Annotated in this window: 23 protein-coding genes; 9 read left to right on the top strand and 14 right to left on the bottom strand. The window is 63.0% G+C overall.

Annotation, left to right across the window (positions count from 1 at the left end; translation table 11 throughout):
• Positions 1–20: 20 nt before the first annotated feature.
• Positions 21–473: a GNAT family N-acetyltransferase gene (locus CLV85_RS03960; protein WP_100388286.1), complete on the top strand. Its 453-nt coding sequence runs from the start codon at positions 21–23 to the stop codon at positions 471–473.
• 73 nt (positions 474–546) lie between these two features.
• Complete coding sequence (locus CLV85_RS03955; RefSeq protein WP_100388285.1) at positions 547–858, top strand: MGMT family protein; 312 nt, start codon at positions 547–549, stop codon at positions 856–858.
• Here the strand turns inward: CLV85_RS03955 and CLV85_RS03950 are convergent.
• The 10 genes from CLV85_RS03950 to CLV85_RS03905 all read right to left on the bottom strand — a co-directional run bounded on the left by CLV85_RS03950 (position 855) and on the right by CLV85_RS03905 (position 12,704).
• Complete coding sequence (locus CLV85_RS03950; RefSeq protein ID WP_100388284.1) at positions 855–2,660, bottom strand: ABC transporter ATP-binding protein; 1,806 nt, start codon at positions 2,658–2,660, stop codon at positions 855–857. The two genes, CLV85_RS03955 and CLV85_RS03950, sit on opposite strands and share 4 nt — an antisense overlap.
• Positions 2,657–4,363 (bottom strand): ABC transporter ATP-binding protein, encoded by a 1,707-nt coding sequence (locus CLV85_RS03945; protein ID WP_229820492.1) that lies wholly within the window; start codon positions 4,361–4,363, stop codon positions 2,657–2,659. The genes CLV85_RS03950 and CLV85_RS03945 overlap by 4 nt, the downstream gene beginning before the upstream one ends.
• Positions 4,364–4,635: 272 nt before the next feature.
• Complete coding sequence (gene ddaH / locus CLV85_RS13590; RefSeq protein WP_100388282.1) at positions 4,636–5,835, bottom strand: dimethylargininase; 1,200 nt, start codon at positions 5,833–5,835, stop codon at positions 4,636–4,638.
• A gap of 123 nt (positions 5,836–5,958) precedes the next feature.
• Positions 5,959–7,560 (bottom strand): bifunctional phosphoribosylaminoimidazolecarboxamide formyltransferase/IMP cyclohydrolase, encoded by a 1,602-nt coding sequence (gene purH, locus CLV85_RS03935; protein ID WP_100388281.1) that lies wholly within the window; start codon positions 7,558–7,560, stop codon positions 5,959–5,961.
• Between the two features lie 5 nt (positions 7,561–7,565).
• On the bottom strand, positions 7,566–8,150 hold the full coding sequence (purN, locus tag CLV85_RS03930) for a phosphoribosylglycinamide formyltransferase (protein ID WP_100388280.1): 585 nt from the start codon (positions 8,148–8,150) through the stop codon (positions 7,566–7,568).
• A gap of 9 nt (positions 8,151–8,159) precedes the next feature.
• On the bottom strand, positions 8,160–9,374 hold the full coding sequence (locus CLV85_RS03925) for a cell division protein PerM (RefSeq protein WP_100388279.1): 1,215 nt from the start codon (positions 9,372–9,374) through the stop codon (positions 8,160–8,162).
• Between the two features lie 147 nt (positions 9,375–9,521).
• The gene (gene dhaM, locus CLV85_RS03920; protein ID WP_100388278.1) at positions 9,522–10,298 is read right to left on the bottom strand and encodes a dihydroxyacetone kinase phosphoryl donor subunit DhaM; all 777 of its coding nucleotides are present in this window, start codon (positions 10,296–10,298) and stop codon (positions 9,522–9,524) included.
• A gap of 2 nt (positions 10,299–10,300) precedes the next feature.
• On the bottom strand, positions 10,301–10,942 hold the full coding sequence (gene dhaL, locus CLV85_RS03915) for a dihydroxyacetone kinase subunit DhaL (RefSeq protein ID WP_100388277.1): 642 nt from the start codon (positions 10,940–10,942) through the stop codon (positions 10,301–10,303).
• A gap of 5 nt (positions 10,943–10,947) precedes the next feature.
• Positions 10,948–11,946 (bottom strand): dihydroxyacetone kinase subunit DhaK, encoded by a 999-nt coding sequence (dhaK, locus tag CLV85_RS03910; protein WP_100388276.1) that lies wholly within the window; start codon positions 11,944–11,946, stop codon positions 10,948–10,950.
• Positions 11,946–12,704: an MIP/aquaporin family protein gene (locus CLV85_RS03905; protein ID WP_100388275.1), complete on the bottom strand. Its 759-nt coding sequence runs from the start codon at positions 12,702–12,704 to the stop codon at positions 11,946–11,948. The genes dhaK and CLV85_RS03905 overlap by 1 nt, the downstream gene beginning before the upstream one ends.
• Before the next feature lie 182 nt (positions 12,705–12,886).
• Here CLV85_RS03905 and CLV85_RS03900 point away from each other — a divergent pair, with 182 nt between their 5' ends.
• Entirely contained in the window at positions 12,887–13,660 is a 774-nt protein-coding gene (locus tag CLV85_RS03900; RefSeq protein ID WP_100388274.1) for an IclR family transcriptional regulator, read from the top strand.
• A gap of 97 nt (positions 13,661–13,757) precedes the next feature.
• Here CLV85_RS03900 and CLV85_RS03895 read toward each other — a convergent pair whose 3' ends face one another.
• Complete coding sequence (locus tag CLV85_RS03895) at positions 13,758–17,357, bottom strand: S8 family serine peptidase (RefSeq protein ID WP_229820330.1); 3,600 nt, start codon at positions 17,355–17,357, stop codon at positions 13,758–13,760.
• A gap of 260 nt (positions 17,358–17,617) precedes the next feature.
• On the opposite strand from CLV85_RS03895, the gene CLV85_RS03890 reads away from it, so the two are divergent.
• From CLV85_RS03890 to CLV85_RS03880, 3 genes are read left to right on the top strand one after another with little or no spacing between them, the layout of a single operon-like run.
• On the top strand, positions 17,618–18,223 hold the full coding sequence (locus CLV85_RS03890) for a helix-turn-helix domain-containing protein (RefSeq protein ID WP_100388272.1): 606 nt from the start codon (positions 17,618–17,620) through the stop codon (positions 18,221–18,223).
• Positions 18,216–19,094 carry an EamA family transporter gene (locus CLV85_RS03885; RefSeq protein ID WP_100388271.1) on the top strand — a complete coding sequence of 293 codons (879 nt, stop codon included), beginning with the start codon at positions 18,216–18,218 and terminating at the stop codon, positions 19,092–19,094. The genes CLV85_RS03890 and CLV85_RS03885 overlap by 8 nt, the downstream gene beginning before the upstream one ends.
• Positions 19,095–19,139: 45 nt before the next feature.
• Positions 19,140–19,394 carry a hypothetical protein gene (locus CLV85_RS03880; protein WP_100388270.1) on the top strand — a complete coding sequence of 85 codons (255 nt, stop codon included), beginning with the start codon at positions 19,140–19,142 and terminating at the stop codon, positions 19,392–19,394.
• A gap of 75 nt (positions 19,395–19,469) precedes the next feature.
• Here CLV85_RS03880 and sucD read toward each other — a convergent pair whose 3' ends face one another.
• Together sucD and sucC are read right to left on the bottom strand one after the other, a co-directional pair.
• Positions 19,470–20,357, bottom strand: coding sequence for a succinate--CoA ligase subunit alpha (sucD, locus tag CLV85_RS03875; protein WP_100388269.1), 888 nt, complete (start codon positions 20,355–20,357; stop codon positions 19,470–19,472).
• Between the two features lie 10 nt (positions 20,358–20,367).
• Entirely contained in the window at positions 20,368–21,537 is a 1,170-nt protein-coding gene (gene sucC, locus CLV85_RS03870; RefSeq protein ID WP_100388268.1) for an ADP-forming succinate--CoA ligase subunit beta, read from the bottom strand.
• A gap of 189 nt (positions 21,538–21,726) precedes the next feature.
• Between sucC and CLV85_RS03865 the strand changes: the two genes are divergently transcribed.
• From CLV85_RS03865 to CLV85_RS03855, 3 genes are all read left to right on the top strand, one after another.
• Positions 21,727–22,491 carry an oxygenase MpaB family protein gene (locus CLV85_RS03865; protein ID WP_100388267.1) on the top strand — a complete coding sequence of 255 codons (765 nt, stop codon included), beginning with the start codon at positions 21,727–21,729 and terminating at the stop codon, positions 22,489–22,491.
• An 18-nt stretch (positions 22,492–22,509) separates the two neighbouring features.
• On the top strand, positions 22,510–23,364 hold the full coding sequence (locus CLV85_RS03860) for a helix-turn-helix domain-containing protein (RefSeq protein WP_229820493.1): 855 nt from the start codon (positions 22,510–22,512) through the stop codon (positions 23,362–23,364).
• 92 nt (positions 23,365–23,456) lie between these two features.
• Complete coding sequence (locus CLV85_RS03855; protein ID WP_100388265.1) at positions 23,457–24,221, top strand: nuclear transport factor 2 family protein; 765 nt, start codon at positions 23,457–23,459, stop codon at positions 24,219–24,221.
• 15 nt (positions 24,222–24,236) lie between these two features.
• Here the strand turns inward: CLV85_RS03855 and CLV85_RS03850 are convergent, their stop codons facing one another.
• Complete coding sequence (locus tag CLV85_RS03850; protein ID WP_169925804.1) at positions 24,237–25,652, bottom strand: RNB domain-containing ribonuclease; 1,416 nt, start codon at positions 25,650–25,652, stop codon at positions 24,237–24,239.
• Between the last annotated feature and the right edge of the window lie 41 nt (positions 25,653–25,693).

The raw sequence follows: 25,693 nt of genomic DNA, 5'->3' as shown, positions 1-25,693 counted from the left end.
CCGCGGGTTAGCCTGTATTCATGGGTGAGCTAAGACTTGAAGAATTATCGGCAAGCACCATCGTGGCTGCCAACAACCTCTCGCTGCGTCGCGGGCAGGAGCAATTCGTCACACCGCCCTCCTACGCGATCGCAGATGCGTATATCGATCCGCTAACCTCCTGGCCGCGCGTTGTCCTTGACGGCGACAAGGTCGTGGGATTCGTCCGCGGCAACTTCGACCCCAACGCTTCCCAAGAAGAGTTCCGCAGCTGCATCTGGCGCGTCAATGTTGCCGGTGATGAGCAGGGTCAGGGAATCGGCCGCTTCGCGGTCAAGGCTCTCGCCGAAGAAGCTCGCAGTCGCGGCTTCGACCGCATCACGGCCATTTGGGAAGAGGGCGACGACGGCCCCGAGCAGTTCTTCCTCAAAGTGGGCTTCCAGATTGTCGGCGAAACCCAATATGGCGAGAAGCTGGGCGAGTACACGCTCTAGAGCGTGACCTCTCCCCTGCTCCTTTCCCGCACTCTCGCTCGCCAACCCAACGCTCGCTGACTAAACGCTCACGATGCCCGCTCCCAGCGACGATTTCGTGAGCCGCGTTCTCGAGGTCGTTGAATCGATCCCACCCGGGCGCGTGATGACCTACGGCGAAGTGGCTGCCACGATCGGCTCGCGAGCCGCGCGCGCTGTCGGCACCGTAATGGCTCGCTACGGCTCCGAGGTGGCGTGGTGGCGCGTCATCCGTTCGGGCGGGCATCCACCCCTAAGTCACGAAGATCGAGCGCTCGTGCACTACGAAGCCGAATCAACGCCACTGAAATGGATGCCCGACGGCGAGTACCGCGTCAACCTGCGGTTAGCGCGGCACCACCCCTAAACGAGCGAGTTACGCCAAGCCGCGTGCAATTGCGCAAACTTGCCGGAGCCCGAAATGAGTTCTTGCGGGGTGCCGTCTTCGATCACGCGACCGTGTTCCATCACGAGCACGCGGTCAGCAATCGCGACCGTCGAGAGACGGTGCGCAATGATGACAGCAGTGCGATCGGCGAGCAGCGTTTGAAGACCGGCCTGCACGAGTCGCTCGCTCGGAATGTCGAGCGACGCAGTAGCCTCATCCAGAATCAATACAACGGGGTCGGCAATAAACGCGCGCGCGAACGACAGCAGTTGTCGCTGCCCCGCACTCACGCGACCACCTCGTTTGTTCACGTCGGTGTCGTAGCCGTTGGGTAGCGCTTCGATGAACTCGTGCGCGCCAACCGCCTTCGCGGCCGCGATGATCTCATCGCGCGTGGCATCGGGCTTGCCGAGGGCGATGTTGTCGGCCACGTTGCCCGAGAACAGGTACGCCTCTTGCGTGACCATGACGATCGCACGACGCAGGTCTTTCGGGTGCAGTTTGCGCAGGTCAACGCCGTCGAGCGAGACCGTGCCTTGGCTCGGGTCGTAGAACCGCGAGATGAGCTTCGCGAGCGTGGATTTACCCGCGCCCGTTGTTCCCACCATCGCGACAGTTTGACCGGCCGGCAGCTCGAGATCGAACTTCGGCAGAATCACTTTCTCCGAGTTGTACGCGAACTCCACGCCGTCGAACTTCACGGTGCCCTTGGCCTTGCGCAGATTGATAGGCGTCGTGGGGTCGGCAACCGTCGGGCGCTCTTCGAGCACTCCCGAAATCTTTTCGAGTGCCGCTGCAGCCGACTGGTACGAGTTGTAGAACATCGCCATCTCTTGCGCCGGAGCGAAGAACTGACGCGCGTACAACAGCGCACCGAGCAGGGCACCGATCGCGAGGTCGCCGGTCGAAACCCGCAGTCCGCCCACGAGCAGAATCATTGCGAGGGCGACGTTTCCGATGAGAACGAGACCCGGGTCGAAGATTCCGAACAGTTGGATGACGCGGGCGTTGGCATCCCGGTAGTTCTCGACGAGCCCACCGAACTGTTCGCGGTTGCGCTCTTCCTTGCGGAATGCTTTGACCGCACGGATGCCGGTCATGGTCTCAACGAAGTGCACGATCAGTTTGGCCGAGGTGGTGCGCGTCTCGCGGAAGTGCAATTGCGACCGCAACTGGAACCAGCGCGTGAGGAAGCCAAGCGGAACGAGGGCGCAGAACAGAATCACGCCACTCACCCAGTCGAGCGAGAACATCGCGATCGCGATGAACCCCATGTAGAGCGCGCCCTGAACGAGCTGGTTGATGCCCGAGTCTAGCAGTTCACGAATCGCATCGAGGTCGCTCGTCTGGCGCGCGATAATGCGGCCCGAGGTGTAGCTCTCGTGGAATTCGAGACTCAAGCGCTGGGTGTGCAAGAACACGCGCTTGCGCAGGTCGAACAGAATCGCTTGGCTCACGCGTGCGCTGAGCACGGTGTACCAGGCGATCATCGAGGCGCCGACGATGCCCGTGAGCAGGTAGGCGCCCACGGTGAGTCCGAGGGGCAGCGCATCGCCGTCGATGAGGGCGGGCAGGGCTCGGTCGATGCCGAAGGCGATCAGTGCGGGGCCCGCAACTTGAGCGGCGGTACTGACGACAACGACGACCATCGTGAGGATCACGCGGGCGCGCAGCGGCGCAATCAGCGAACCAAGCAGTCGCAGCGAACGCTGACGAATCTGGCGGCTCTCATCCTTGGTGTAGTCGTTACGCTCTTCGCCGGAGGTTCCCATCACGCTCATGAGCTGACCTCCTGTTCTTCCTCTTCGAGACTGGATATGACGTACCGGTAATGGTCGCTCGTGGCGAGCAGCTCGGAGTGCTTTCCGACTGCGGTTACCTTGCCATCTTCGAGAAGAGCAACCCGGTCGGCGAGCATCACGGTCGATGGCCGGTGAGCAACGATGAGTGCCGTGGTGGAGCTCAGCACTTTGCGCAACGCTGCCTCGACGAGCGCTTCAGTGTCCACGTCGAGCGCGGAGAGCGGGTCGTCGAGCACGAGTACCGCGGGCTTCGCCGCAACGGCACGAGCGAGCGCAAGTCGCTGGCGTTGACCACCCGAGAGGCTCAAACCCTCCTCGCCCACGAGGGTGTCGAGGCCGTTCGGCAGGTCGTAAACAAAGTCGGCCTGCGCGATGCTGAGCGCTTCGCGCAATTGCTCTTCGCTCGAGTCGGGGCGCCCCATGAGCACGTTCTCGCGCACGCTCGACGAGAACAGCGTGGCATCCTCGAACGCCATTGCCAGGTGACGACGCAGCTCCAACAGAGTGAGGCTGCGGATGTCGACGCCGTCGATACTGATCGAGCCTTCTGTCACGTCGTACAACCGTGTTGTGAGCGCCGTGATCGTGGACTTGCCCGAACCGGTGAGACCGACAAGAGCCATCGTCTCCCCCGGCTCGATGCTGAGGTCGACACCATTGACGAGGTCGGGAACGTTCGCGGGCGAATCCGGGTAGCGGAAGTGCACGTTCGTGAACTGCAGGTGCCCCTTGCTCTCCGTGATCGTCTCCGGGTTCTCGGGATCCGTGATCGGGTTGTCGGAGTCCATGACTTCGAAGAAGCGGTCGGCCGCGGTGCGCGCGTCGAACGTCATCGAGAGCAAGAAACCGATCGATTCCACGGGGAAGCGCAATACGGTCGCGGTCGCGAAGAAAGCGACGAGGTCGCCGGCCGAGATGTTTCCTTCGACAACGAGCCAGACGCCGCCCAGCAGGCCGAGGGCGAACATGACATCGGGTACGAGCAACAGCCACAACCAGATGCCTGCAATGGCGCGAGCTTTCTCAATCTCGGTGCCGCGCAAGCTCTCGGCCTGAGCCGAGAATCCAACGAGCGCGTGCTTGCCGCGACCGAATGCCTTGAGAACACGGATGCCGTGAACCGACTCTTCAACGGCCGTCGCCAAGTCACCGGTCTGGTCTTGACTGCGGCGAGCCACAATCGAGTACTTCTTTTCGAACACGTAGCCGTAGATCCAGAGCGGAATCGAGGTGACGATGAAGATCACGCCGAGAATCCAGGAGATGTTGACGAGAAAGATCAACCCCACGATGATCGTAAGCACGTTGACCACGAGCAGCACGAGCCCGAATGACAGCCACCGGCGGATGAGGCTCAGGTCACTCACGGCGCGCGACAGCAACTGCCCACTCGGCCAGCGATCGTGGAAGCTCACCGGCAAGTGCTGCAAGGTCATGTAGAGCGTGTTGCGCATGCGCGCTTCAACGTGGGTTCCGGGCGTGAGCACGAAGTAGCGGCGCAGTGCGATCATGATCGCTTCGACAATGCCGAGCCCGAGGACGATAAAGAAAGCGGGCCAGATTTCGCCGGAGTCACCCGACTGCAGCGGGCCATCCACGAGCGAACGCAACACTTGCGGGATCAGCAGCGCAACAATGCCGGCCGCGAGCGCAGCCGCCATGCCGAGATAGATGTGAGGCATCGCCGGTTTGGCGTACGGGTATACACGGCGGATGGCCGCAAAGGTGCCCACGGCTTTAGCGCGCGGGGGCTGGACAGACTCGTGAGACAACGTGGTTCCTTGACGAAAAGGGATCACCGCGAACGGTGATCGTGATTACTGCGGGTCGCTACGGCGCGACCGTGAACCGCTGCAATTCGTCAGCCAGACGCGGAGCAGACAGCTTTTTAGAATATGCCTGCTCCGACCTAACCACAATCGTTAGAAGCTAAATTTTTTGACAGAGTCTCAACTCAGCGGATGCGGACGGAGAGGCATGTGACGCAGCCCTCCATCTTCTCAAACTCTGACACGTCAACAGTCACGACGCGATACCCGAGGTTCTCGATGAGAGCCGCGGTTTTCGGGGCCGACGATGACATCAGCACCGCGTCATCCGACAGCACCACAACAGCGGCACCTTCGGCCTCGGGCACGGCCAAGAAACGGTCATAGAGGTCGACATTGTCGACGAGATCGGGGTACCCAATGATCGTGCCGTCGGGAAGTGCCGTGACACCGCTCTTGAGGTGCAGCACTTTCTCGACCGGCACGGCAATGAGGGTGTAGCCCAGGGGCGTTACGATCGCGCGCAGCTGGCGGATGCCTTCAGCATTAGTGCGACCACCGCGGCCCACATAGACCGTGGAGCCGACCTTGAGAACGTCGCCGCCGTCGAGCGTTCCGGGCTGAGTGATCTCGCGAAGCTCGAGGCCCATGTCAGTGATACTGGCGCGAACTGCATCGATCTCGGGCTGGCGGCTTTCGGCGCCGGGGCTCGTGAGCACGGCAACCTCGCCGAACATCACGACGGTGTCTTCGATGAAGACCGAGTCAGCAAGCTCATCGGCAGCGGGTACCTCGATGGTCTCGAAGCCGTTGGCCTGGAGCGCTGCGACATAGCCTTCCCACTGAGCATCCGCGAGTTCGGCGTCGACGGGAACACGGTCAAGGTGCGTGAGCTCGCCGTCGGCCATACGTGACGACGGCGCACGAACCAGAGCGGTGAGGGTGGTCGGCTGGTGAACCGGCCGGGCAATTGCTGCCCAGACACGACGACCAACGGTGACAGCCGCGATGATGGTGGCAACGACAAAGATGAGGTTGGTACCCAGCAGACTGGCCAAGATGAAGGTCATTGCCTCGGGGTTCCACTCGGCGCCTGACGCGATGATCCCCAGTGCGGTTCCGAAGAATGCCGCAGCAATACCCAGCACGAGGCCCGTGACCGCGGCGGTGTACCAGAACCGGTTGATTTCCAGCGCTGCCGCCAGGGAGTACAACACGAACAGCACGAGCGCCATCGGCAAGAAGTACTCGGCAATCGCCGGAAGGTTCTCGGCCGCGGCACCGTTCGCCGTGAAGAACGCCAACCCAGTTGCGAGGTACACGGTGCCGGCAACGGCAAGTCCTGAAATAAAAGCTGCGCCGAAACGCGTTCCCACACTAATCATGCGCCCAAACCTATCTGTATCAATCTATGTTTTTGCCTTGAGCGCACCCGAGCGCTTCTCAACCGCGCGTCAGCGCCCGTAACGCGAGCGAGTGCCGCGCTGCGGTCGCGCTGAGTGTCGCGCTTAGTGGAAGAAGTGGCGCTCTCCGGTGAAGTACATCGTCACGCCAGCTTCGATCGCTGCCGCAATGACCTCTTCATCACGAATGGAACCACCGGGCTGAACGACCGCACGAACACCGGCATCGAGCAGCAACTGCAGTCCGTCAGCAAAGGGGAAGAACGCGTCGCTGGCCGCAACCGAACCCTTGGCCCGGTCACCCGCACGCGAAATTGCGAGCTGGCACGAGTCAACACGGTTCACCTGCCCCATACCGACACCCACGGATGCTCCGCCGTCGGCAAGCAAGATAGCGTTCGACTTCACTGCGCGCACTGCACGCCACGCGAACTCAAGGTCAGCGAGGGTCTCGGCATCGGCGGCGTCGCCCGCAGCGAGCGTCCACGCCGATGCCGGCGAGAAGTGCGCGTCGAGTTCTTGCACAAGCATGCCGCCCGAGATCTGGCGCAGTTCGCGGCTGTCGCGGGCGTAGCCCTCGGGCAGCTGCAGCAAGCGCAGGTTCTTTTTAGCCTTCAAGATCTCAAGTGCTTCGGGCTCGAAGCCGGGAGCAACGACAACCTCGGTAAAGATCGGGGCGATCGACTCTGCTGCAGCCTTCGTGATGATTCCGTTGGCCGCGATAACTCCGCCGTAGGCCGAGATGGGGTCGCAGGCGTGCGCCAACACGTGGGCTTCTGCGATGCTGGCCGCCGTGGCGATTCCGCACGGGTTAGCGTGCTTGATGACCGCAACAGCGGGAGTCTCGTGGTCGAAAGCGGCGCGCAAAGCGGCGTCGGCATCCACGTAATTGTTGTACGACATCTCTTTGCCACCGAGCTGCGTGGCCTGAGCGATTCCGGGCTGAGCGGCAACACCGTAGAGGGCTGCTTCTTGGTGAGCGTTCTCGCCATAGCGGAGTACGGCGAGCTGGTCGGCAGCAACGTCGAGGTGGGCCGGCGTGGTGGGAACGGATGCCGCGGCAGCGTCGTCGCCCAGCAGAGCGCCGGTCATGAACCACTGCGACACCGCGGTGTCGTAGGCGGCGGTGTGCGCAAAGGCTTGCGAAGCGAGCGCGTAGCGCTGCGCGAAGGTTGTGCCCTCGCCCGCGGCGGCTGCGATGATCTCGTCGTAGCTGTCGGGGCTTGTGACGATGGCGACGTTGGCGTGGTTCTTGGCAGAAGCGCGCACCATGGCGGGGCCGCCGATGTCGATCTGCTCCACGATGTCGGCGGGAGCGGCACCCGAAGCTACGGTCTCGACGAAGGGGTAAAGGTTGACAACGACGAGGTCGAAGGCCTTGATACCGAGGTCAGCGAGCTGAGCTTCGTGCGATTCGAGGCGGAGGTCGGCCAGAATGCCGGCATGCACGGCGGGGTGCAGTGTCTTGACGCGACCGTCGAGCGACTCGGGGAAACCAGTGACGCTCGATACCTCGGTGACGTCGTAGCCCGCTTCAGCAATCGTCTTCGCGGTCGAACCGGTCGAGACGAGTTCGACGCCCGCGTCGGCAAGCGCGCCGGCAAGGTCGAGAAGTCGCGACTTGTCACTCACGGAGATAAGCGCGCGGCGGATCGGAACGACATTGCGTTCGCGGAAATCGGCAGGATTGTGACGGGGGCCGCTCATGGGATTCAGAGTTCCTTTAGGTTGATGCGATTGGTGGCAATGTCTTCGATCGTCTGCACGAGCAAGCGCCGTTCCACCGGCTTGATGCGAGCATGCAGGTGTTCTTCGGTATCCCCCGGCTCGATCGCAACGCGCTCTTGCACGATGATCGGACCGCTATCGACACCGTTGTCGACCTTGATAACACTGGCACCGGTCTGGGTTGCCCCCGCCGTAAGAGCATCGCGAACCGCGTGCGCTCCCGGAAACTCGGGAAGGTACGCCGGATGCGTGTTGATGATGTTGGGCGAGAGCGCTTCAACAACACGCGGCGGCAACAGCTTCATGAAGCCGCTCAGCACCACAAGGTCGGCGTTCCAGAACTGAATCTGCTCGAGCAGTTCATCGCCCCACTCGTCGCGGTTCTCGAAGTTTGACATCGCCACCGAGAAGGTCGGGATGCCGTAGTGCTCGGCATGATCAAAACCGTCCGCAGCCCGGTCGGCGCCGACGGCGATGACACGAGCGGGAAAGTCGGCACTCTCGGCCGCTTCGAGCAGGGCAGCGAGGTTAGACCCGCCCCCAGAGATCAAGACAACGAGTGTGAGCACCCACCCAGCCTAGCGCTCAGTGAACCCGTCGTCAGCGCGTTCCGGGCGAGCAGCCGCCAAGAGGCCGAGCCCCGCCGCGACCGAGAACTCAAGCGCAGCCCACGCGGCAACGATCCAGGGCTGGGGGCCGACATCCACCAAACGGCCAGGACCAGCTGAACCAGCGGATGCCCAGGCCAGCCCGCCCACAATCACCGCGGCCGTGACACCTATTCCCAGCGCCACTATCGCCAGCTCGCGGCGACGAAGTTCGCCGGCGATGCGCGGGCCAAGAACGGCAGCGACCAAGAAGCCCACCACGATCGGAGCAAGTAGCCCTACGAAACCGAAAGCGAAATCTCCCCCGGGTAGCGCGCCCAACAGCGGGATCGCGGGAACGGGCCCGAGCGTGGTCGCCAGCGGTGAGACCGCCGAGCCGGTGCCGATCGCAAAGCCGGGGCCGACGAGCCACGAGGCCGCCCAGATGACGACGTTGGGGAGAAGAGCGAGTTGGCCGATCGTGACCGCGACGCCACCCAGCACCTCGGTGTGAAGCCCTTCGTAGAGCGTGATGATGTCGGCGAACGACGTGACAATCGCCGCCGTCGTGATGAGCGAAGCGACTGCGAACAACCCGGCAGCCGCGATGGCGCCACCGCGCAGAGAGGTCGAGACGATCGTGCGCACGTGAGCCGGCCATCCAGAAATCCAGCGACGGATGCCCCCAGATACGGGATTGCTTGCCGACACGATCTGGCTGCCGATCAGCAGGCCGAGCGCAAAGACGAGGGTCGGCAACAGAGTGCCCTGCCACAGCGACGGACGCGCCACCGGGTGCAGCGCCGACAGCGTCAGTACGAGCGACGCCAACCCGAACGTCGCAAGGGACGCGAGCGTGCCCAACAGCACATGCGAAGTCTCGGCGACGCGGCGACCAGCGCGCACCCCCAAGAGAAGAGTGAGCAGGGCAAAGCCCAAGAGCGCCATCGTGATCGTGACGGGAGTGCTCGCGGCGGCAAGGCCGACCGAACTCGCCACTGCCGGATCAAGGACGACGGTGATGTCGGCGCCATGACCGACGAGCCAAATGTCGACCGCCGTGCGCCAGAACACCGTCCAGTCAATCGCCAGACCGTAGTGGATGCCCCACAGCAGCGTCAGCGGAACCAGCGGAATCGCAATCCCGATAGCGACAACGAGCAGCGCCTCGAAGGCGGCGAAGAGGAGGGTGAGCTGGCGATTCATGTCGTTGCCGAGAGTACCCCGCGGCACCCACAAGCGCGCTGCGGCCTACCGCAAAGCGGCGATCTCACGGCGGAGATTGCCCGCACGCAGAAAGCCCGCCGAGAACGAATCTCGGCGGGCTTTTCGTGAGTGAGCGCGTGAACGCTATTAGCTCGCGAGTTCGCCGAAGCCGTCGCGCGTCATCTCCAGCAGCGTGTCGATTGCCTGCTGGGCTGCAGCGCCGGTTGCCGAGAATGCGACAACCTCATCCTTTTTGGCGCCGAGCGACATGATTCCAATCAAACTGTTCGCGCCAACTGGGCCTTTACCCGTCGTCACGTCGCGGATCGTCACTTTCGCATCGATGCCTGCGAGCGTCTGAACGATCGCGGCGGCCGGGCGAGAGTGCAGCCCGTCGGGATTCACAAGAGTGGCTTCCGCGGTCAGCGCCGCTGGGCCATCAGCAGCGGATGCCGCAGCGGCTACCGCAGGCGCAGCATCCGAGGCAGAATCTTCGCTTTCTGCCGCAGGCACAGCCCCGCCCTGATCGGCGAGCTGGCTCTGCTTCGGGCCCATAGCGCCCCGGGCTTCGCGGTCGACCTCGTCGAGCGAAGCACCAGCGTTAGCCAGCACAATCGCGGCGATGAGGCCCTCCACGAAGGGAGCATCCGTCAGTCGAACTTCGTCGCTCGTGGTCATGAACTCGGTGGCCATGGTGCCGCTCAGCACCGCAGACCCGAGATCCATGAAAACGAGAACGCCTTCTCCGCTGGCAACCTCGTCGATTGCCTCGGCAACCTTCACGGCATCCGTACCGATGATGCCGTCGCCGGCACCGGCCGCAATGGCGATCGGCGGCGGGGTCTCCCCCACCATTTCTAAGGCAAGATCCACAGCAGCCCGCGCGAGCGCAGGGCTGTGGCTCACCACCACAATGCCGATCATGGTCAGCTCGCTACGGTTTCGGCGAGCGCCTGAAGCAACAGCGTGCTCGAGGTGGCGCCGGGGTCAAGGTGTCCGGCGCTGCGTTCTCCGAGGTAGCTCGCGCGACCCTTGCGGGCGACGAGAGGCTCGGTCGCGTCGCGACCCTTTTCGGCGGCAGCGAAAGCCGCGGACGCCGCAGCACTGATGTCGGCGCCGCCAGCGACGGCAGCATCCCACGCATCCAGTGCCGGAGAGAGCGCGTCGAACATGGTCTTGTCGCCCGCTTCGGCCTTGCCGCGCGCTACGACGCCGTCGAGACCGGCCCGCAGAGCGGCGCCGAAGGCTGCTCCGTCGAGTTCGGTGACGGGACCAGCGTTGACGCCCATGCGCAAGAAGAGCGTGCCGTAGAGGGGGCCGCTCGCGCCGCCGACGGAGGTAACCAAAGTCATTCCTACTGACTTGAGCAGTTCGTCGGCGGCGGTCGCGGGTGCAGCACCAACCTTCTCGATTACTGCGCTCATTCCGCGGGTCATGTTCGATCCGTGGTCAGCGTCGCCGATGGCCGAATCAAGTTCGGTCAGGTAGCTCTGCTTCTCGGTCACGAGATCGCGAAAACGCGAAAGCCAGGCGATCAGTTGGTCGAGAGTGATGGTGCTTGTAGACATAGTTCTTAGACTCCCCAGCGGAGCCCGGCGGTGTTCACCGGGGCATCCCATAGTTTCAACATTTCTTCGTCAGCCTTGAGGATGGTGACCGAGCAGCCAGCCATGTCGAGGCTCGTGATGTAGTCACCGACGAGGTTGCGCACAACCTCAACGCCGGCGGCCTTCAGCAGCTTCGCGACCTCGTTGTACATGATGTACAGCTCGATCTGCGGGGTTCCACCCATACCGTTCATCATCACGATGGCGGGTGAGCCTGTGAAGTCCATGTCGGCAAGGATCGGGTCGACCAGTTGCTTGGCGATGGAGGCGGCATCCGCCAGCTTTTCGCGGTGGCGACCGGGTTCTCCGTGGATGCCGACGCCGATTTCCATCATGTCGTCGGGCAGGTCGAAGGTTGGCTTTCCTGCCGCGGGAACGGTGCAGCTCGTGAGAGCCATTCCCATGGAGCGGCCGGAGTCGTTGACGCGGTGTGCCAGTGCGGTGACCGCGGCGAGGTCTTGCCCCTCTTCAGCTGCTGCGCCGACGATCTTCTCGAGCAGAACGGTGAGGCCAACGCCTCGGCGGCCTGCCGTGTAGAGCGAGTCCTGAACGGCAACGTCGTCGTTGACGACGATCGAGGCCACCTTCACTCCTGTTTCGGCTTCAGCCATTTCGGCGGCCATCTCGAAGTTCATGACGTCGCCGGTGTAGTTCTTGACGATGTGCAGTACGCCAGCACCAGAGTCAGCGACCTTGGTAGCTTCCTGCATCTGGTCGGGGGTGGGCGAGGTGAAGACTTCGCCAGCACACGCGGCGTCGAGCATCCCGAGGCCTACGAAGCCGCCGTGGAGCGGTTCGTGGCCCGAGCCGCCACCGGAGATCAGAGCGACCTTGCCAGCGCGGGTGGGTTCTGCACGGTAGATCACGCGGTTGACGTGGTCGACCTTGAGCTCGGGATGCGCGGCGTCGATTCCGGCGAGCGCGTCGGCGAGTACCGACTCGGGGGTGTTGATCAGTTTCTTCATTACTTGGCCTTCTCTTCCGTGAGTGCCTCGGTGAGGGTGGTGTTGTCTGCGGCGGTCTTCGAGATGAAGCCGAACGCGAGGGCTGCGAGTACGCCGGCGAGCAGTTCAGCGGCGAGGTAAACCCACAGCTGCTCCCATGCGACTTGGCCGCCCATGATCTGCTGAACGAGCATCGGGCCGGTGGTGCGCGCCGGGTTGATGGAGGCGCCGGTGATCGGGCCAACAGGAATGATGGCGGCGAAGACGACGAAACCGATGGCGAGTCCGGCGAAGCCGGGGGCTGCCTTGCGGTGGATAACACCGAAGACGGTGAAGACGAGGATGAACGTTCCGATGAACTCAGCGAAGAATGCCTGACCCACGGGGATCGTGTCCGGGTTGAAGGCGGCAACGCCCAAGCCGGCGTCTACCGCGGCTTGGCCGAGAACACCGACGATTGCGAAGGCACCGGCGATAGCACCGAGAAGCTGAGCCACGAGGTAGCCGGGAACTTCACGCCAGGGGAACTTGCCGGAGACGGCGAGCCCCAGGGTGACGGCCGGGTTGATGTGGTTGCCGGAGATGTAACCGAACACGTACACCGTGACGACGACGATGAGTCCGAAGGCGAAGGAAATGATTCCGAGGCTCGCCATCGTGAAGGGCTCGTCACCATTCAGGATGAAGGTCGCAGGCACGGAGCCGACACCGACGAATACAAGAAAAGCGGTTCCTAGAAACTCTGCAGCTAGCTTCTGCCACTGCTTGTTCTCATCCATTAGTTCTCCTTTGAACTCGATTTATTCGCGCGACCGGGTGTCGCCGCATTCCGTAATATCGGAACGTTATTCGATAATGTCGAATATGCTACGTTCACTATCATCTTGTCAAGCGGGGATGCGGCGAAAGTAAACGCCGACTGCAGACATAATGAATACCGGCCTACCGACGGGGAACAGCGTTGATCCAATCGATTGATCGAGCAGCACAAGTGCTCTCATCGCTTCAGGGCGCGCGCCATCTCGGAATCACCGAGCTCGCTGGCCATCTTGGACTCCCGCCGTCGACCGTTCACGGCATCGTCAAGTCGCTGCAGGCCCACGGCCTGGTCGCTAAAGAGCCCAACGGCAACCGCTACATGCTCGGCCCGGCTCTACTCAAACTCTCGAACGTGTACCTCGACACCCTCGACGTACGGGCGCGAGCCATGCGCTGGACCCAAGAACTTTCGCGGCGCACGGGGCTCGCTGTTCGCCTGGGTGCTGAGCTGTTCGACGAAGTCATCGTCATCCACCACAACAGCCGGCCGGATGGCAGCGAGCAAATGCCCGAAACCGGGCTGTCAATTCCCGTGCACGCCTCAGCCCTCGGCAAAATCTTGCTGACCTACAACGCGGATGCCGCGGACCAGCTTTTCGAGAACCCCCTGCGTAGCCTCACCGGCGACACCATCACCGACCCCTCCAAACTCATTCTGCAGTTTGCGCAGATCGCCGAGCGCGGCATTGCCACGGAGGAAGACGAGGCCGTTCTCGGCGAATCGTCTATCGCGGCACCGATCGCCGACCGCAATGGCAGCGTCATCGCCGCCGTCGCGGTCGTGATGCCGTCGAGCGAATGGCCGCCAGAAGACAACGTACTGAACGTACTCCGCGAGACCGCGCGCAACATCTCTCGCGAGCTCGGCTACACCGCGTGGCCGCCGCCCGTCGTGCGCCGCCCGCTCGACGACTAACACCCCACCACAGCGCGCTTAACACAACAACGACTGGCCACCCGTGGGGAGGTGACCAGCCGTTGTTGTCGTGGGTTAGCTACTGAGTGAGTGCCGCCTAGAAGACGATCCAAACCCAGTCGTTACTGCTCTTTGAGCCCGTGACGTTGTCGCCGGCCGGCGTGAACTCCGCGCGAACCTGGTGCAGGCCACGATCAAGCTTCGGCAGCTTCACCGTCACCTTTCCGTTGTCCGACTCGTCGAGCGTGATCGTGTCGACCTTCTTGCCGTCGACGGTTACCTTGACCGTTCCGGTCGCGGCAGCATCCTCGCCAGTAGCGACGCGGATGGTGGCGCTCACGGTGTTCCATGAGAACGCGATGTGCTTGCTCACCGACAGGCTCACGCTCGAGCTGTAGTTGATCATCACGGCCTCGGAGGTTGCGCTCGCGCTCGGCAGGTCCTTCTTGCTGGCGGTGACAACGACGGTAATCGCCTTGCCCTCGTCAGCCTTCGTGACCGTGTACTTGCGCTTGTCGGCGCCGGCGATGTTCTCGCCGTTCGCCTGCCACTGGTAGCTGAACTTCAGCCCGTCAACATCCCACTCGCCGGGGTTAGCCGTGAGCTTCTTACCGACCAGGGGGTTGCCCGAGATCGTGGGCAGAACGGTGTTTACCGGAGTTCCCGGCAGAACGTCCTCCTGCGTCACAACCTCAATTGCGGTGGTCGCACCCGTGTCGCCATAGCTCACGAGACCGAGGTAGTTCGTGAACGGGGCGAGGCCCTCCCACGATGCGGTGTAGCTCACGGCTTCGCCCTGAACACCCGACAACACCGCAGGGTCGAGACCCAGCGGCTCTCCGGCACCCGGAACAACGGCGAAGGTTCGCACGTCGAATGCGGTAGCGGGGTTGGCCGCGTAGACCGAGGCGAGCACGAGGTAGTTACCCGGAGTCGGATCAGCAAGGTTCACTCGCTCATCCGCAGCACCCGTGGCTGACTGCCACCCGGCAATAGGCGTTCCCGCGTCATCAAGCAGGTACACGACGAGGTCGAGGTCTGCCGTGTCGTCGATCGAGTCGAGATCGAAGCGCGCGTAGGTCGTGCCCTCGGGCACTGTTGCTGCGTACTCGAACTCGTCACCAGCGACGCCAGAACCCGAGTGATCGGTTTCGGTGCCCGTGGGGTCTTCATAGAAGACACCAGCGGTGAGCCCGGTCGAGGTCAGCGGGATGTCGCCGGTTCCGCCGGGCGTGACCGTCACTTCGACGGCGCCGTAAGTGCCGGTTCCGCTAGCTGTGTCCGGCGCCAGGATCGTGACGGGGCGTACTGCGATGGGGCTGTGCACGACAGTGTCGCCGCTGGTCCACGTGAGAGCACCGGTCGTGAACTGGTCGAGCGGAGCATCCGTTCGGCTAATCGTCACTTCGTAGCTCTGAGTTTCGCCTGCCGCACCGAAGGTCAGCGTGGAGGGCGATACCGTGGCGTCGATGCCGGGAACCGAGATGGATGCCTCGAATGTGCCCGCCTGAGTGGAGGTCACGGTACGAGTAATCGTTTCGGGCGCCGTCAGCGAACCGATACCGATGGATGCCAGGTTGAGGTTGCTGGGATCGATCGCTTCGACCGCGGGGTCGAGCACGTCGTAGCCAGCGCCCTCAATGTAGGACAGCCAGTCGTTGATGTCGTTCAGGTAAAGCAGTCCAGGTTCAAAGAACTTGGTGGGGTCAACGTGGCCGGAGCCCTGCGTGAAGGGATCGGTGACGGGGTTTCCGTCGCCATCCACGGTGTCGTAGGCGGTTGTCATGAACGCCGACTTGATCTCGGCAGGAGTCGCGTTGGGGCGCTCCCCGAGGTATAGCGCGGCGAGACCGGCAACGTGCGGCGACGACATCGAGGTGCCGGAGAGCAGCTTGAACGTCGGTTCTGCACCCTGCGCGTTTGCCGCAGCGGCAAGAATTCCTACGCCGGGGGCCGACACGTCGGGCTTGATGATGTCGCTACCGTCAGCTTCAACGGGACCACGCGACGAGAAGCCAGCGACCTGAGGTGTCGGCGGCTGGTACGCGGTTTCGTTGCCCGGCGTGAAGGTCGCCGTGGCGCCTTCGGTCGAGGCGTACGCAACAACGGCATCGCGGTACTGAGCATCCAAGTGGATGGCCGGAATCACGTGAGTGTCGAGGTCAGTCGAACTCGGTGTGACGTTCACGAGAATCGAGCCGATACCACCGGCGCGAGCAACCTCGGCCGACTTGTCGACGCGAGCGATGACTCCGCGGTCACAGACCACGATCTTGCCCTCAACGAGAGCGGGGTCGAGAGTGTCTGCGAGGCACAGGTCGGGGTCAACGGCGCCCTCGAGGGCGACATCCGCAGCGTAAACGAGCTCGCCGGTCAGCGGTTCCGCGGCCGGGTCGAGGTCAACCGTGATCGACGCACCGGCGAACTCCTGGCCGTCACCGAGGGTGACCGTAGCTTCGTAGTTCGGGATGGTGCTGGCGGCAACTGTGGTGATCCACGGTGCAGCGTTGTCGAGCGTTGTTGCGCCCGGGCCATCGTTTCCGGCAGAGGCAGCGACGAAGACGCCGGCAGCAGCCGCACCCAGGAAGGCCTGGTCGGTGGGCGAAACGGTGCTGGTGGCAGCGCCTCCACCGATCGAGTAGTTGATCACGTCAACGCCGTCAGCGACAGCCTGGTCGATAGCAGCGAGAAGGTCAGTGGATGCACAGCCGTCGTCGGTCGTAGCGACCGGGTCTGGTCCGCTCCAGCACACCTTGTAGGCAGCGATCTTGGCGGCGGGGGCAACACCGGAGAAGTAACCGAGAGCGTTGCCGCCCACGTTGGCGTCAACTTCGAGGTTGCCGGCTGCGGTGCTCGCGGTGTGCGAGCCGTGGCCATCACCGTCACGCGGCGAAACGTATTCGCCGACGCTGGCGTCGCCGAGGTTGCCGGCGCCGAAGCCGTCAACGAAGTAGCGAGCGCTGATGACCTTGGTCGTGCAGTCATCGGCGGTGAACTGTTCGCCTTCGGTGCAGACACCCGTGAAGGTTTGGCCGTCTGACTTCTCGAAGACGATGGAGTCACCATCGCGGTAGGGATCTACACCCGGCGTGCTACCGAGAGCGTCACCGGCGAAGGCCGGGTTTTCGGGAGCGAATCCGGTGTCGAGCACGCCGACAACGATTCCCTCACCGGCGGTTTCTGCGCCACCGATGGAGGCCCAGAGTCCGTCTGCGCCTTCGAGGCCGAGGAATTCAGTTGACCGCTGCGCTGCGGTGATCTTCTTCAGCTCATCCGGAACGATGGAGGCAACAAGTTTGTTCGCCGAAAGCTCCGCCGCTTGAGCTGCGGTCAGATCGGCCGAGAAGCCGTTTGTCGCAAGCGTGTAGGAGTAGTCGATGTCAGCGCCGACGGATGCCGCAGCGTCCTCTTGCTTCTCTTCCAGATACTCGGTGTAGTCCTGCACTACTTGGCGGCGAGTGTCGAGTTGCTCGCCATCGGGTGGGGTTGTTGCGTCAAAACCGCGCACACCACCGTCGTAGGTTGCGGCAGCCTGATCCACCATCGTGACGATGTAACGCCCCGGGGTAAATTCAGTTTGGCCGCCGCCACCAATGGATGCTGGTGCAGCTGTGGCGCCGAGTGCGGCGCCGGTAACCAAGGAAGTGGCGACAAGAGTTGTCGTTGCCACCACCGATATGACTCTTCGAATGCTCACGAATGTTCCTATTCTTCTGTGAATGGGACTTGCTTTATTGACGTGCACACGCTGATCAGAGCGTGTTTGCGAAGCCGGTGGTCGGGCACTCACCACGAGCCACTATATGTGCGTTCTACCCCTTTACAGGGGGTCTCTCCCTATCAGCGTTACCTTAACGTGACATATTGTCCGCTCTTTGGGGGACGCGGCCTGGTGGCATCCCGGCGTCGACGCACCGTCGTTGACGGGGTGCACTATAAGTGCACTATGCTGCACTCATGGATGAACCCACCGAGCTCCTTGCACGTACGATCGGCGCCCGCGTCAAGAACGAGCGCCAAGCACGCAAGTTGACCCTCGACCAACTCGCCGAGAATGCGGGAGTCAGCCGCCGGATGGTCGTCAACGTCGAGCAGGGCATGGCGAACCCCAGCGTGGGAACCCTGCTGCGCCTCAGCGAAGCCCTCGGCGTGAGCCTGCCCGCCCTCGTGGAGCCACCAAGAGCCCAGAAGGCGAAGGTCACGCGCGCCGGTGCTGGCGCAGCACTCTGGACGGGAGAGCACGGCGGTCGCGGCATCCTGATGGCCTCCAGCAATACCCCCGAAGCCCTTGAGCTGTGGGAATGGACGTTCATGCCCGGCGACTCACATTCGAGCGAAGCGCACAGCGCGGGCACTCAAGAATTACTGCACGTGCTCGAGGGCGAGCTCACGATGACCGTCGCCAGTGAGACCTTCGTTCTCGGCACCGGAGATTCGCTGGCGTTCCCCGGCGACGAAGACCACACCTACAACAACCAAAGCCCCGCGCCCACACGATTCGTCTTGACCGTGCTCGAACCGGGCGTCGGCGCATCACACCGAACGGAAACTTCTCATGCGTGAGACGCGCGAGCCGCTGCCCGCTTGGTCAATGGCGGTCGCCGCCATGATGATGATCCAACTGAGCTCGGCGTTCTCAGTGGGGCTCATCGAGCAAGTTGGCGCCGGCGGAACCGCGTGGCTGCGGTTGGTGTTTGGCGGCGTCATCTTCTTGATGATCGCGCGCCCGCAGTTTCGTCGCATCCGTCGGCAAGACGTTGCGCCGATTCTCGGGCTGGGTGTCGCCACCGCAGTCATGTCGGTCGCCTTCCTCTCGGCGCTCGAACACATCCCGCTCGGCACCGCTGTGGCCATCGAATTCTTGGGACCGCTCGCCGTCGCCGCCATTCGAAGCGGTAGCGCGCGGATGCTCGCCTGGCCCGCTCTGGCGCTGGTCGGCGTTGTGCTGCTCACCGAGCCGTGGGAGGGCGAAACGAACCTCATCGGCGTCGGCTTCGCACTGCTGGCCGGAGCGGGCTGGGGCACCTACATCTTGCTCACGCAAAAGGTCGGCGATCGCTTCACGGGCATCAGCTCGCTGTCAATGACTATCCCGATTGCTGCGCTCATGGCGACCTTCGTCGGAGCACCCCAGGTCATTCCCGACTTCGACTGGCGCGTATTGCCGATCGCGCTCGGCCTTGCACTGCTCTCCCCCGTGCTGCCATTCGGGCTTGAGATGCTGGCGCTGCGCCGGATGACCCACACCGCGTTCGGCACGCTCATGGCGCTCGAACCAGCTTTCGGAGTGCTCGTCGGACTCATCGTGCTGCACCAGATTCCGTCATTCGTACAGTGGATCGGCATCGGCCTCGTCGTGCTCGCAGGAGCCGCGGCCCAACGCAGCGGAACTCGCACGCCCGCGCCCGAACTCGACCCTGCGCCGCACGCCTAGCGCGAGGCATCGACTAAAGAGTCAAAGGAACATAGCCTGCATCGCATGAGAGTCTATTTTTTGATTTCATCGTGGCTAGTGACAGCCTTGATCGCGGTGCTGGGCGTGTTTGCCGGACAAACCATCTGGTTCTATGAAGAGCCATTACTTGGCGCGATCGTTACCCCACCGAGCTACTACATAGCGGCATACTCGGGCGTCACCGTCTTGACCTTGAGTTTCGTGCAGAGCGTCGCGCTGTCAGCCAGCTACGCGACCAGAAGAGCTGCATCGGCATCATCATCCGAAAACTCTCAATAACGAAACAAGCGCCGCTCGTCACGAAGACGAGCGGCGCTTGGAGTAGCGAGAAGTGCCCGTTAGGGCCTCTGCGTGCTACAGAGTTTCGAGAATTTCGCGCATGAGCTTGGCAGCTTCAGACGGCGTCTTGCCGACCTTCACACCAGCAGCTTCAAGCGCTTCCTTCTTGGCCTGAGCGGTTCCGGCAGAGCCAGAAACGATCGCACCGGCGTGACCCATGGTCTTACCCTCGGGCGCCGTGAAGCCAGCAACGTAGCCCACAACAGGCTTCGTGACGTGAGCCTTGATGTAGTCAGCGGCGCGCTCTTCAGCGTCTCCACCGATCTCACCAATCATCACGATTGCCTTGGTCTCGGGGTCAGCTTCGAACGCTTCAAGAGCGTCGATGTGCGTCGTGCCGATGATGGGGTCGCCACCGATACCGATTGCGGTCGAGAATCCGAGGTCACGGAGTTCGTACATCATCTGGTACGTAAGCGTTCCCGACTTAGATACGAGACCGATCGGGCCCTTGCCGGTGATGTTCGCGGGCGTGATGCCGACGAGTGCTTCACCGGGCGTGATGATTCCGGGGCAGTTCGGACCGATGATGCGGGTCTTGTTGCCCTTCTCCTGTGCGTAAGCCCAGAACTCAGCCGAGTCACCGACGGGAACACCCTCGGTGATGATGACGAGCAGCGGGATCTCAGCGTCGATAGCTTCGACAACGGCATCCTTGGTGAAGGCCGGAGGAACAAAAGCGATCGAAACATCCGCTCCCGTCTTCTCCATTGCTTCAGCAACAGTGCCAAACACGGGCAGTTCAACGTCGCCGTGAACTACCGTCGTGCCGGCCTTGCGTGCGTTGACGCCGCCAACGACCTGGGTGCCAGCAGCGAGCATGAGAGCGGTGTGCTTGGTGCCCTCACCGCCGGTGATGCCCTGAACGATGACCTTGGAATCCTTGTTGAGGAAAATTGACATGCTCGGTTCCTTACTTCGCGGCGTTGGCGAGTTCGGCAGCCTTGTCGGCGCCCTCGTCCATAGATGCGGCTAGCGTCACGAGGGGGTGGTTCGCTTCGGCGAGAATCGCGCGACCCTCCTCGACCTTGTTGCCGTCGAGGCGGACAACGAGAGGCTTGTTGGCTGAGCTGCCGAGTTCTGCGAGCGCACCCACAATTCCCTTAGCAACAGCGTCACACGCGGTGATTCCACCGAAGACGTTGACGAATACGCTCTTGACCTGAGGGTCGTTGAGAATAACGTCGAGCCCGGCGGCCATGACCTCAGCGGAGGCTCCACCACCGATGTCGAGGAAGTTGGCGGGCTTCACGTTGCCGTGGTTTTCGCCAGCGTAGGCAACAACATCCAGCGTCGACATGACGAGGCCGGCACCGTTACCGATGACACCTACTTCACCGTCGAGCTTGACGTAGTTGAGGTCGTTGGCCTTAGCCTTCGCCTCAAGCGGGTCAGCCGCTGCAGCATCTTCGAGAGCGGCGTGCTTGGGGTGACGGAACTCAGCGTTCTCGTCGAGCGATACCTTGCCGTCGAGAGCCAGGATCTGGCCGTCTTCGGTGAGCACGAGGGGGTTGACCTCAACGAGAGTTGCGTCTTCGCCCTTGTACACGTCGTAGAGCTTCACGAAGACAGGGGCCACCTTGTCAACGAGCTCGGCCGGGAAGTTCGCAGCCTTGGCGATTTCGGTGGCCTTGGCGAGGTCAATACCCTGCATCGGGTTGATCTCGATCTTGGCGAGAGCCTCGGGGCGCTCAACAGCAAGCACCTCGATCTCCACTCCACCCTCAACGCTGCAGAGCGAAAGGTAGGAGCGGTTTGCTCGGTCGAGCAGCACGGAGAAGTAGAACTCCTGCGCGATGCGAGCACCGGCAGCAATCATTACTCGCTTGACCGTGTGGCCGTTGATGTCGAGACCAAGGATCTGCTCGGCTGCGGCGTAAGCGTCGTCGGCGTTGTGAACGACCTTGACACCACCCGCCTTGCCGCGACCGCCGGTCTTGACCTGAGCCTTGACTACAACGGTTCCACCGATTTTCTCGGCTGCTGCTTTGGCTTCTTCTGGGGTGTCGGCAATTAGGCCGGCAAGTACTGGTACGCCATAAGACTCAAATACATCTCTGGCCTGGTACTCATATAGATCCACGCTGCTCATTCCAATCCGCGCGTAATGGTGAGTGGGGAAGGCGGCGAAACGGTGCCAAGTTGGTCGGCTCCAAGAGTCGCGCGCCAATAGAAAACCTTACCGTGCCTAACGTTGTGGGTTTTCCGATAGCGGGCTGTACAGGGCGAAAGATCAGTAAATCTTGTGTTTACACGCTCCTAAACTGGCTTCATGCCCGCATCCGCCCCTCTCAGAATTGCGGATGTCTCTGCCGACGTCGCTCTGTTGGCCGGCGGTGGGGCGGCGATCCTGTTGCAAATCGCGCACCCTGCTGTGGGGCAGGCGGTCGCCGAGCACAGTGACTTTGCGCGGCGCCCCTTGGATCGCCTCAACGGCACCCTCACGTATCTCTACGTCACCGTCTATGGCACGCCGGCTGAGGCTGCCGAGGTCGCGCGGCGAGTGGGCGCGGCTCACCGACCGGTGCGGGCCGACAGCTACGACGCCCGCGACCCGCAGCTGCAGTTGTGGGTAGCTGCCACGCTGTACGACACGGCGATGCGGGTGCGCGAGCTGGTTTTCGGGCCGCTGCGCGAAGTGGATGCCGAAACCCTGCTCGCCGACTACGCCGTGATTGCGACCGCGCTGGGCGTTCCCCGCGCGCTGTGGCCGACCGACCGCGCGGCGTTCGCTGCCTACTGGAACGAGAGCGTGGCTTCGTTGCGCGTCACGGACGCGAGCCAACACGTTGCCCAGCAGTTGCTACATCCGACCGGCGGACCGTGGTGGTTACGCGCCTCAATGCCGCTCGTGCGCGTGCTGACCGCCGGGTTACTGAGCCCTGACTTGCGCGAGGCCTATGCGCTACCCCACCACCAGAAACGCTTCGACCGGATCATGCGGGTCACGCGCGCGGTGTACCCGCACCTTCCCCGCTGGGTGCGCTTCGCGGCGCAGCGCCGGTATCTGGCTGCCTTTCGAAAGCGGCAGCGCTAGCATCGGCGTGTGACCACTATGGACGACGAACGCGACGGGACCGTGCTGCCGGTCGACTTCGCGAGCGAGCACGGACTGGCGCTTCCCGCGGAGGTGCTCGACTACGCGGCGCTCGTCGAGCGAATGGGCCCGACCTATTTCGAACGCGCGCAGCGGCCCTCCTTCGAACTCATGATTGTCATCCGCAGTGGCAGCGGCTCGCACACCGTCGACTTTCAGACGATCGCTCTGCACCCCGGCCGCGTGCTGTTCGTGCGACCCGGGCAAGTGCAGCAGTGGCACGTCGAAAACGACCTCAGCGCCAGTGTGGTCGTGGCATCGCCCACCGCCACAAGAACAGCGCCCTGGCTTCCCGGCGATCCGACTCACGCCGACCTGGGCGAGCACTCGCTTGCGACCGCACTCGATCTCGTCACCGCGATTGAGCGGGAACAACAGCGATTCACGGCTGACGAACACTCCGTCACCCTGCTCACCGCGCTGTTCGCCGCACTCGTCGCTCTCTATCAGCGCGCGAGTAGCGAGCCCGGCCGCGGCGCTCTCCCCCACGCCTACCTCGCCTTCCGCGCGGCCCTCGAACGCGACCTCACTCGCAGCCGCAATGTTCGCGACTACGTCACCGGCCTCGGCTATTCCGAGCGCACCGTCAGTCGCGCCTGCCAAACCGTCACAGGCCTCACCGCCAAAGCGCTGCTGGATGAGCGGCTCATGCTCGAAGCACAACGGCTGCTGGCGCACACCGACGGCACCGTGGCATCCATCTCGACGGCACTCGGATTCAGCGAGCCCTCCAACTTTGCGAAGTTCTTCGAGCGAGTGGTCGGCACCTCTCCGGCGGAGTTTCGTCGCAGCCTTGTCCACTTTGCACCATAAGCGGTCGCGGTCGCACCTGTGCTCGCTTCTCGCTGCGCGGGATGCTTGAAGTACTCAATCGCACCCCCTCACCACACTTCTAGGAGCATCCCATGGGACAACGACTCGACAACGCCAAGGCCATCTACCTTGAGGGCATCCGCGACGGTGACTACGAAGTCGCCGTGAACAAGTACGTCGGCCAGCGGTACACCCAGCACTCCACCCCGGTGCGCGATGGCAAGGATGGCTTCATCGAGTTCTTCGCCGACTTCATCGATCGCAACCCGATTCGCGACATCGAAATCATCCGCGGTTTTGAAGACGGCCATTTCGTCTTCGTCCAGGCGCACCAGAAGCTCAACAATGGTGAGTTCGCCTATGTGACCGCCGACATCTTCGACACCGACGATGACGCCAAGATCGTCGAGCACTGGGACATGATCGCCGAAGTGGAGCCCACGAGCGTGAGCGGCCGCACGCCGATCGATGGCCCAACCGAGGTCACCGATCTCGACAAGACTGAGGTCAACAAGCACCTCGTGTCGGAGTTCGCCGCGAAGGTTCTCGTCGGTGCAGACCTCGCCCTTACCTCCACCTACGTTCACGCTGACCTTGCTCAGCACGACGCTCGCATTGCCGACGGCCTCGACGCCTTCGTGAGCTACGCCACCGCGAATGGTCTCGTCTACAAGCAGATTCACAAAGTCATCGGCTCGGGCAACTTTGTGGCTGTGCTCGCCGAAGCCGAGATCGCGGGCACTGCTACCGCCCTGATCGACCTCTACCGCGTCGAGAATGGCCTCATCGCTGAGCACTGGGTTGTCTCCGAAGAGATCACCGACCCGAGCACCTGGGTCAACTCCGGCAAGTTCTAGACCTACTGAAGCGAACTACGCGAGTTCGAACTCGATCGTTCCTGTCGCAATCTCGGCAGAAACGAGTCGCACACGCACCGTGTCTCCGGCCGAAACCGTGCCGGAGATGCGGGCCGTGATTACCGGTTCAGCGATCTGGATGACGCCACCCTCGGCGCGCTCCGAAACCACTGTTGCCTCGAACTCCTCGCCCACTCGCGGCCGCAACAGTGCCGCTTCGATCACGTCAACCGACGAGCGGTCGAACTGCGACGCCAGCTGACTCGTGCGGCCCATGATCTTGGGCAGTTGCGGAAGAGCTTCGCGCACCCATTTCGGTACTTCGCGCCCCGCGACAATCGCTTCACACGCGACAAGCACGAAGCGGTCGACGAGTCGACGCAGCGGCGCTGTGGCGTGGGCGTAGGGCGCTGCAACGGCGGCCTGGATGGTGTCTTCGGGCAGTTCGCCGTCGAAGGGCGTGTAACCGGCTCCGCGAAAGAGAGACGTGGCGGCGTGGGTCGCCGCGAGGGCGCGAGGGTCGGAGTGGTCGAGGGTGCGCAAGTACTCGCCATAGTCTTGGTTCTCGGGCCACGGGCATCCGAGGCTCGCTACCTGACGGCGGAACTGCTCAAGCGTCTCGTCATCGGGCGCGGGCATCGTGCGCAGAATGCCCACCTTGCCCTCGAGCATGATGCGCGCGGCCTCCATGCCGGTCATGAGCGAGACGTGGGCGTTGTAGTCCTCGACGGGTAGCGAAGCTCGGCGCTCGATCACATACTGGCCATCAACGACAGCCACTTCTTCGTCGGGACGGTTGAGGCTCGCTCCCCCGCGCTGGCGTTCGAGCTCGGTACGCAGGCGCCCAAACTCCGGCAGTAGCGAGAGCGATTCGTCCGCGCGGTCGTTGTCGAGCAACTCCTGCACTTCGACATAGTTGAACTGGCGACGGTTACGCACTTGCGCACGCACGAGAGTTGTCGCGATGACCTCGCCCGTGGCATCCAAGTCGAAGGTCCACACGAAAGCGGGTCGCGTCGCACCAGCCAGCAGCGATGCGGCATCTTCACTGATGATCGTCGGATGCAACGGCACCCGGTCATCGGGACCGTACAAGGTTTGGCCGCGCTTGCGGGCTTCCGCATCAACGACGGAACCGGGCAGCACGAAGGCGGGCACTTCAGCGATCGCGTACATCACGCGCAGCGTTTCGCCGGTGCGTTCGAGGTAGAGCGCCTGATCGAGATCTGTGGCGCCCTCGGGGTCGATCGTGACGAAGGGAATGGCGGTGAGGTCGAGCTCAGGCGGCTCGAATGCAGCTACAGCAGCCGCAGCCGCTTCTTCGACTTCAGCACTGAACTCGGTGGGCAGCTTGAGCTCCACGCGCACTGCTGCGAGCGCCTTCGCGAGCTCATCGTCGGTATCGAGCGGTCGAACGCGCGGAACAACCAGCCGGGGCTCCCAATGACGCGGCGTACCCGACTGCGGTGTTC

Origin of the sequence: Salinibacterium amurskyense (genome assembly GCF_002797685.1) — a bacterium.
In the GTDB taxonomy this organism is placed as follows: domain Bacteria; phylum Actinomycetota; class Actinomycetes; order Actinomycetales; family Microbacteriaceae; genus Rhodoglobus; species Rhodoglobus amurskyensis.
The sequence above is the reverse complement of the archived record's forward strand: the minus strand, read 5'-3'. Positions and strand labels throughout refer to the sequence as shown.